The 7,403-nt window shown below is 49.1% G+C and carries 7 protein-coding genes and 1 tRNA gene; 2 read left to right on the top strand and 6 right to left on the bottom strand.

Annotated features, from left to right (window positions below):
- The 5 genes from HOM51_13820 to HOM51_13800 form a co-directional block, all read right to left on the bottom strand.
- Positions 1–623, bottom strand: a 623-nt coding sequence (locus HOM51_13820) for a tripartite tricarboxylate transporter substrate binding protein (protein MBT5035585.1), incomplete at its 3' end; no start/stop codon positions are given.
- A gap of 145 nt (positions 624–768) precedes the next feature.
- On the bottom strand, positions 769–2,274 hold the full coding sequence (locus tag HOM51_13815) for a hypothetical protein (GenBank protein MBT5035584.1): 1,506 nt from the start codon (positions 2,272–2,274) through the stop codon (positions 769–771).
- Positions 2,275–2,328: 54 nt separating this feature from the next.
- Positions 2,329–2,877, bottom strand: coding sequence for a tripartite tricarboxylate transporter TctB family protein (locus HOM51_13810; protein ID MBT5035583.1), 549 nt, complete (start codon positions 2,875–2,877; stop codon positions 2,329–2,331).
- Positions 2,878–3,081: 204 nt separating this feature from the next.
- On the bottom strand, positions 3,082–4,245 hold the full coding sequence (locus HOM51_13805) for an acyl-CoA dehydrogenase (GenBank protein MBT5035582.1): 1,164 nt from the start codon (positions 4,243–4,245) through the stop codon (positions 3,082–3,084).
- A gap of 31 nt (positions 4,246–4,276) precedes the next feature.
- Positions 4,277–5,152 carry a hypothetical protein gene (locus tag HOM51_13800; protein MBT5035581.1) on the bottom strand — a complete coding sequence of 292 codons (876 nt, stop codon included), beginning with the start codon at positions 5,150–5,152 and terminating at the stop codon, positions 4,277–4,279.
- A 316-nt stretch (positions 5,153–5,468) separates the two neighbouring features.
- Here HOM51_13800 and HOM51_13795 point away from each other — a divergent pair, with 316 nt between their 5' ends.
- Together HOM51_13795 and HOM51_13790 are read left to right on the top strand one after the other, a co-directional pair.
- Positions 5,469–6,854: a diguanylate cyclase gene (locus HOM51_13795; protein ID MBT5035580.1), complete on the top strand. Its 1,386-nt coding sequence runs from the start codon at positions 5,469–5,471 to the stop codon at positions 6,852–6,854.
- A 55-nt stretch (positions 6,855–6,909) separates the two neighbouring features.
- Entirely contained in the window at positions 6,910–7,272 is a 363-nt protein-coding gene (locus HOM51_13790; protein ID MBT5035579.1) for a response regulator, read from the top strand.
- A 53-nt stretch (positions 7,273–7,325) separates the two neighbouring features.
- On the opposite strand, the gene HOM51_13785 is transcribed toward HOM51_13790, so the two are convergent.
- Positions 7,326–7,401: transfer RNA gene (locus HOM51_13785), tRNA-Ala, on the bottom strand.
- Between the last annotated feature and the right edge of the window lie 2 nt (positions 7,402–7,403).

Here is a 7,403-nt window from a genome sequence, read left to right as displayed (position 1 = left end):
TGGAAAGTAAAGTCCGCTTCGCCAGCGAGGAAGCCCCGCAGGGAAGGTCCGCCACCTTTATAAGGCACCATAACAACTTTACCGGCGATACCTGCTTCGGTGAACAATTGCAGCGCAGGGGTGAACGTCGCGCCCCAATTACCACTATGAGCCAGTTTCAGTTTTCCCGGATTGGCCTTTGCGTGAGCAACCAACTGTTTCCAAGATTTAAACGGGCTGTCGGCACGAACGATCACGGAGAACGTTCCAGAATTCAACTGTCCCACAGAGACAAAATCTCGCGTCGTATTGTACGGTAGCTTTTTAACGTGCTGCTGCAGTTGGTCGTAGTAGTTGTGCGTGAACAACAGGGTATAACCATCTGGTTTGGCTTTTGCGGCTGCTGCGGTACCAACTTGGCCGGATGCGCCCGGCATCAACTTAACAATAATAGCATTGCCAAGGAATTGTGGAATAACACTCGTGAAGACACGGGCGTTACGGTCATGGGACCCACCTGCACCGAGTGGCAGGATCATGGTGATCGGTTTTTCCGGATATTCGGCCCGAACATCGTTTACTCCCATCATGCTGACAAGGACCGCAGTCCCAAGCAGCATTGTAGATAACTTTTTCAAAGTCATACTCTTTACTCTCCCTGTTAAACTCGAAACAACATTGCATTCAAGTTATAGCATGGCGGTGAATGCGACGCCATCAAAGAGGCGAACCCTTACATTAAGTAAGGCACTAATGAGACCATTCTGTGTCAATTGATATTCCGCCTCTCTATTTCTCAGTAATAAATTGTGCCTGCAAGCGCTTAGATCTCCGCCACATCATGAACGTTGCCAGCGGTGTCAGAATAAGAATTACTGCCGTAATTGGGCGCTCAATAAATAAGAAATTGAGCAATTCGCCTTGCGCTAAAATAACGCTTTGACCATAAGAATATTCCAAAGTCGGCCCCAAAATAAAGCCCATTGCCATGGGAGTGACATCAAAGTGCAGTTTCTTACAGATGTATCCGATGGCCCCGAAGATAACCAAGATAGCCAAATCCGACGGCTGCGCGCGGAACACCCAGGTTCCCGCGAACGCAAACACCAAGGTCAGTGGCAACAAGAATGATTTTCGGATGGTCACGACTTTGGCGAAGAACGGAATGCAGACTTTGCCGATAACCAGGAATAGAATATTAGCAATAACCATGGCGATCAGAATTGCGAAGACTAAGGGGCCTTGTTGCTCCATAAGTTGCGGGCCAGGCCGCAAACCTTGGGCAATAAAGGCACCGACTAAGATAACCGTTAGATTATCGCCTGGAATACCCAGTGTCAGAAGCGGCACCAGGGTCGGACCGTTCACCGCGTTGTTGGCGGCTTCGGCAGCGGCCACGCCCTCAAGCTTGCCTTTACCGAATTCTTCCGGTGTTGGCGAAGAACTTTTTGCCGCTGCATAGCCCATGAAGGCGGCGACGACTTGTCCGACGCCCGGAATTAGTCCGATGGAGGTGCCGATCATGGTGGAACGGATAATCGTGCGAATACAGGCCTTGAATTCGTGCCACCGAAGCGGCTCGCCGGAAACCTTTAAATCCTCAGATTTAATAATTTCAGAGGCTTTTTTCTCAATATTCACGAAAATTTCAGGCAACGCGAAGACGCCAATCAGCATGGGCAACAGTGGAATACCGGCTTCGATTTCTGTGATCCCAAATGAAAACCGGGACAGCGCGCCAATGGGGTCTTGGCCGATCATCGCCAGGAACAAGCCTGCCGCCAACATCAATAGCCCTTTGACGAATACGCCGCTGGAGGTTGCTGAAATAACGATCAGGGCTAGGAACAAGATGGCAGCCAGTTCCGGCGGCCCCAACAACAAAGCAACAGCAGCAATCGGGCCAATGGCAGCAATGGTAATGATATCACTGCTCAGATCGCCGGCGACGGATGCATATAGGGCCATTTCCAAGGCTTTGCGGCCTTGGCCTTTTTTGGTTAGGGCCGGGCCGTCAAAGGTTGTTGCCACGGCCGCGCCCGTTCCCGGCATGGAAACCAGAATTGCCGGAATGCTGCCGCCATAAATGCCGCCCTTATACACACCAATAAGGAATGGAATACCCAACAAAGGATCAAGAAAGAAGGAAATAGGCAACAGAATTGCCATCGCCATCAGCGTGGTAAAGCCCGGCAAGGCGCCAACGAACATACCGAGAAATAGGCCGCCACCAATGAATAACATCGTGTCCAGGCGCAATGCCAATTCGAAACCTGCGAGAAATGATTCAAACATTGAAGACTAAATGCCCTTGTTCTAACTGTCCTAAATACGTTGCCAATAGCGCTTTTAAAGCAGCGACCAGTGGGTAAGCGGATAAATATCGATGGGAAACGGTGGTAACTCGGTTACCAGCACCGTGCGGAACACGTAAAACATCAACATCGGGATCGCGACGCTGATCAATCCAGCAAGCCAATAGTTTCGGTTACCAAAATACGTCGACATCGCCATAACCATGATGGCGCTTCCGACGACGAACCCCAGGTTCACCATCAAGGGGACATAAATGCCCATCATAACCAGGGTGACGATAACGTTCGTCCATGCCTCGCGGTCGAGTTTGAGTAAATCGTTGGACTGCTTAATGGAGAAGCTTTTGAATAAATACCAGACCCCCAAACCGAAAAAACACGCCGTAACGACCTGTGGGAATAGTTCCGGCGGTAGGTTCGTTTGACTGATGCCCAGCATGATCATGGGCTTGTCGATTTGGTGCGGGATAATGAAGAAGAGAGCGACCGCCAAAATAATAAACAGGACAGCAGCGACTGTATTGAAGTTCCACTGCCGCGTTCCAGACTCTGGACCGGCGGCGGTGTCTTGTGTTTCTGCCAAGGTAGGCCCCCCAAACTGCTCTTCAGACCGTAGTAAACGGCGAAAACAGACCCTTTGTATACTCAGTTGGATAACGAATTCGTCTCAGCGCGGCGCATGGTGCCAAAACGGACCTCTGAAAGCAACCGTCTAAACCGCAGAAACCATAATATACAGTCCCAGTTTGGTGGGAAAGGAACTGAGTTCTCCCCTCAAGTTGGCCCGTCAGGTAGGGGGAGCGACATTCGGGTCCAGACCGAGTAAAGACGCGCCAACCGATTGAAAGTGGGTCTTTCGACCTTGATACTGCTGGGTGAGGGTATGGATATCGCGAAAACGCCGTTCAAGCGGATTGCCCTTAAAGATGGCCGTGGCTCCAGCAGCATCATAGATCAGATCAACCACGGCTTTCGCTTCGTGAATTGAATAGGTGGAAGAAAGCCGAATGCGCATATTGGACTCTTCGGTCAACTCTCCCTTCTCCAAGACGTCGTCCCACACCTCGGCTGCCTCGTTCAGCATGTAGGCGCGAGCTGACCCGATCCTTGCTTCAGAAATCGCAACGTCAGACTGTACCAAGGCATTTTCCGAAAGCATGTTGGTCATGCGATAAGGCTTCTTTTCCGTCGCGACTTCTTTGAAAAGCTCCAGCATGCTGCGCGCAATTCCCAGCGCAATACCGGTAAAACCGATCGCTTGGTGGACTTCCGACGGGATCCAATACAACGGGGCGTCGTACAAACGTTCCCCAACGTCCAGTCCGGGCGTTGCCATGTAGTCCTTGGATACGAACAAGTCTTTGACTGAATAGCCGTCACTGCCGGTTCCGCGCAGCCCCAAAACATTCCAAATATCAATCATTTCCACTTCCGAGGCTGGAAATAGAAAAGTACGAAATACGGTCTGACCGTCGGGCAAGGTTACTGGGGTGCGCCCGCCCAGCCAAGTGGCGTGCCGGCTGCCACTTGCGAATTGCCAGCGCCCGGAAATGACGTAGCCGTCTTCTTTTTCGACTAGGTCTGCTTTGCCCGGTCCCCAGGCCACGACAGCGTGAGGATCGTTACCCCAGATATTTTGCGCGACTTCGGGGGCCACAAATGCAGCCGTCATGGCGCAGCCATTTGCCTGACAAATGCACCAGGCCGTGCTGGCGTCGTTTTCGGCGAGCGCTGACATGGTTTCAAAAAATGCGGCCGGAGGGAGTTCTTCGCCACCAAAGGGCTTTGGCAGCAGAAGCCTGAAGAATTTTTCATCATGTAACTTTGCGCGCAAATCTGGCGATAGCCTTTGGCTGCGCTCTATTTCCTCCGCTGCCTCGCGAATTGCGGGGGCAACCCGGGCAACCCTTTTAAGAAAATCCGATACATCCGTTGTTCCCTGGCTTTCCATTTTAGCCTCCTCAATCTATCAGGTAGTCAAATTATTCGTACGGTTGCGCCCAGGGTGTATCGCCATAACCCGGTACAAAGTTTCGATTAGACTGATCCGGGTTCCGATTGATGAAAGGCCTTCCAAAGAGAGGGTGGCTCATGGAGCGAATTTCATGTTCCAACTCGTAGAGTTTGTTGCCATTTTCTGGATCGACAATATCGATGGTCCGGTATTCATACTGACCGGTTTCCATAGAAATCAAATTGCGGTCTCTGAAACGCGCATAGGGGCGGGAGAAATTGTTGAGGTAAATTTGGATATGGTGACCGTCGTAGACAGGGAGGCTCTCGTCGGTTTCACGGAACACAAGATCCTGATAGTAACCAACTGAAACCCGTGCGGCCCTGGTGCCATTATTTTCCTCAATCTCCGTCGGTGCCTCGAAAAGGTCCCGGTAAAATCTTCCAATTCCCTCCGCTGTTCCAACCGGGACTTTGAATTCCACGTAAGGCATGCCGAGACGAATTGGGCCAAATTGCGGACTAGGTGCGTAAACGCGATATTCGTTACCCCACGGGCAGACCACATCAACGCGATCCTTGCCGGCGCTAAAATCAAATTTTGTCTCTGCCAAATCGCCGCGGACAACTTCTAACCTTTCTACGAGCGATTTAAGGTCGGGGACAACCAATCCGGTGTGACCGCGGATGGCTTGGGTTCCTAGGGTCGGTAGGTGAACTTGGCTCTTCCCAATATTGACCCACATATTAACGACTCCGGTCGTGAGATACGGATCGCGGGTAAACCCCATGCCAGTAATATAAAATAAAATTGCTAATCGTTGGTCAGTGACAGCTAAGTTAACATGCTCCAGGGCAATTATATTGCCAAAATCCTCGGCCTTACGGTCAAAATTATGTTCCACTGCTTTGCTCCTCCATAAGGCAGGTATTAATTTGCGAGGTGTGATGAGGGGTAATGTAGAATCTGAAAAGTGCCGGGGCAATCATTGATCCTTGGTCGGGCGATCATTGATATTAAAGAGGTGTTGTCGGCACAAAACGCAAAATAATACTTTGTTCCCTGGCGAATAAGAATAAACTTGGAAAAATGGCCTCTTGAGGCCATATGTTAAACATTCGTCCAATTTAATCGTTTCGCCATTTTGCCAACGGGTTTAAGGACGTTTCAATATGATAAATTTTTAAATTCAGAGATTTGTTTATTAGGGTCAAATTAATATGAGCAGTCTGAATAGTCCTGGGACTGAACGGCGTTTGCAGGGCTCCCGATATACCCGTGATACAATTAAGAATTTTCTTGAATTTTCTACGGATTTTTCATGCGTTTGCACGGATGGAGTTATTAAGTTTATCAACAATGCGGGTCTTCAGATTCTTGAGGCTCCAGATGACGGCAAGATTGTTGGCAAAGGATTCGCGGAATTTTTAGGATCGGAATTCTCAGAAATTGCAGATGATTCAAGCGATCTTCTCCTGCTAATTATAGAGGAAAAAGAGGCGCTACGTGCAAGACTGATTGGACTTGATGGGCGAGAAATCTCTGTTGAAATTTCGGTGCAATGGGCACGCGAATTTGGCACTAACTCCGTTATCGTCATGGCGCATGACATTTCGAAACAAATTAATTTAACTCAAGAACTTCATCGAGGTGAAGAACGGTTCAGGCGATTGGTTGATAACGCCATGGACATGATTTGTTCGTGTAAGAAAGGGATTGTTTCCTTCATAAATCAATCTGGCGTTGAATTAATGCGGGCGAATAGCCGTGAACAAATTTTAGGGACCTCAGTTTCTGACCTGTTTCACGATGATTATAGAGAAATATTTGAAGAACTAATTGATGATTTAATTCAAGACGACGAACGATTTCCGGCCAAACTAGCCCTTTGTGACGGATCGTATATTGATGTGCATATCGCCGTGAGCCAAGTGGATAAGTTTGACCAAGAAAACTATATGCTGGAGGTTCGCGATATCTCTGAGCATCGGCGCGCGGTGATGGCTCTGCACGATATTAACTTAGATTTGGAGCAACGGGTTAAGGACCGAACCCATGAATTGAGCCAAGAAATTAAGATTCGGAAACAGGCGGAGAAAAAGCTCCGTCAAATGGCGACCCATGATAATTTAACGGGTCTTCCCAACCGCAGCCTCCTGATGGACCGAATTGAAAATGCTATTGCGGGTGCCGAGCGCAATAAGGGACGAGCGGCCTTAATGTTCATTGATTTAGATGGTTTTAAAGCCGTCAATGATACCTTGGGCCATGAAGCCGGCGATATACTTTTGAAAGATGTTGCAAAATGTCTGCTCTCAAGCGTTCGCAAAACAGACACCGTTGCCCGCATTGGCGGTGACGAATTCATTATTTTACTTTCTAGTGTCCCCGATGAAGAAATGGCCCTGGCCGTGGCGAAAGAGGTCCTGAAAGCCCTTGCAAAGCCCTTTGAAATCAACGGGGATATCGCGAATATCGGCGGCAGTATCGGAATGTCGTTTTATCCAAACCATGGCGAATTTGCGGATCAGTTGCTTAAAGAGGCTGACAACGCGATGTATGATGTGAAAAAGCGTGGTAAAAATAGTATTGCCATTGCGCCCTAGTCTGATTAGGTCTTGAGATATCTGGGCCAAACATCAGTGGAAAAGGACGTTCGCCGTGAGTAGTTTTTATCTAGTAGATGATGATCAGGATATGATCGACTTGGCTACGGTACTTCTTGAGTCCGCAGGCCATACTGTTTCGTCAAATGTTTCGGCAATGTTTGCTATTTCCGAAATCCTTTCGCAAAAACCAGACTGCGTCATCGTTGATTTTCAAATGTCCGGAATGGACGGCATGGAACTGTGCCGGGAACTTCGCAAACACGATAAATTAAAATACACCAAACTCTTGATGCTGTCAGGGCGCGGTGATGAACATTGGCAGAATACAGCCAAGGAAGCCGGGGCTAGCGGGTATCTAACTAAGCCCATCGATCCGGGAACGTTCGTGGATGATATCGAGCAGGCAATCAAATAATTTGACCTGTCCCAGAAGAGCCCTCGATACAGAAATAGACTTTAGCTTTAAAATGGTGGAGCCGATCGGGATCGAACCGACGACCTCCACGTTGCGAACGTGGCGCTCTCCCAACTGAGCTACGGCCCCAT

Source organism: Rhodospirillaceae bacterium (assembly GCA_018660465.1).
In the GTDB taxonomy this organism is placed as follows: domain Bacteria; phylum Pseudomonadota; class Alphaproteobacteria; order Rhodospirillales; family JABJKH01; genus JABJKH01.
Note: the sequence above shows the minus strand (reverse complement) of the source record. Positions and strands in the feature narration are given on the sequence as shown.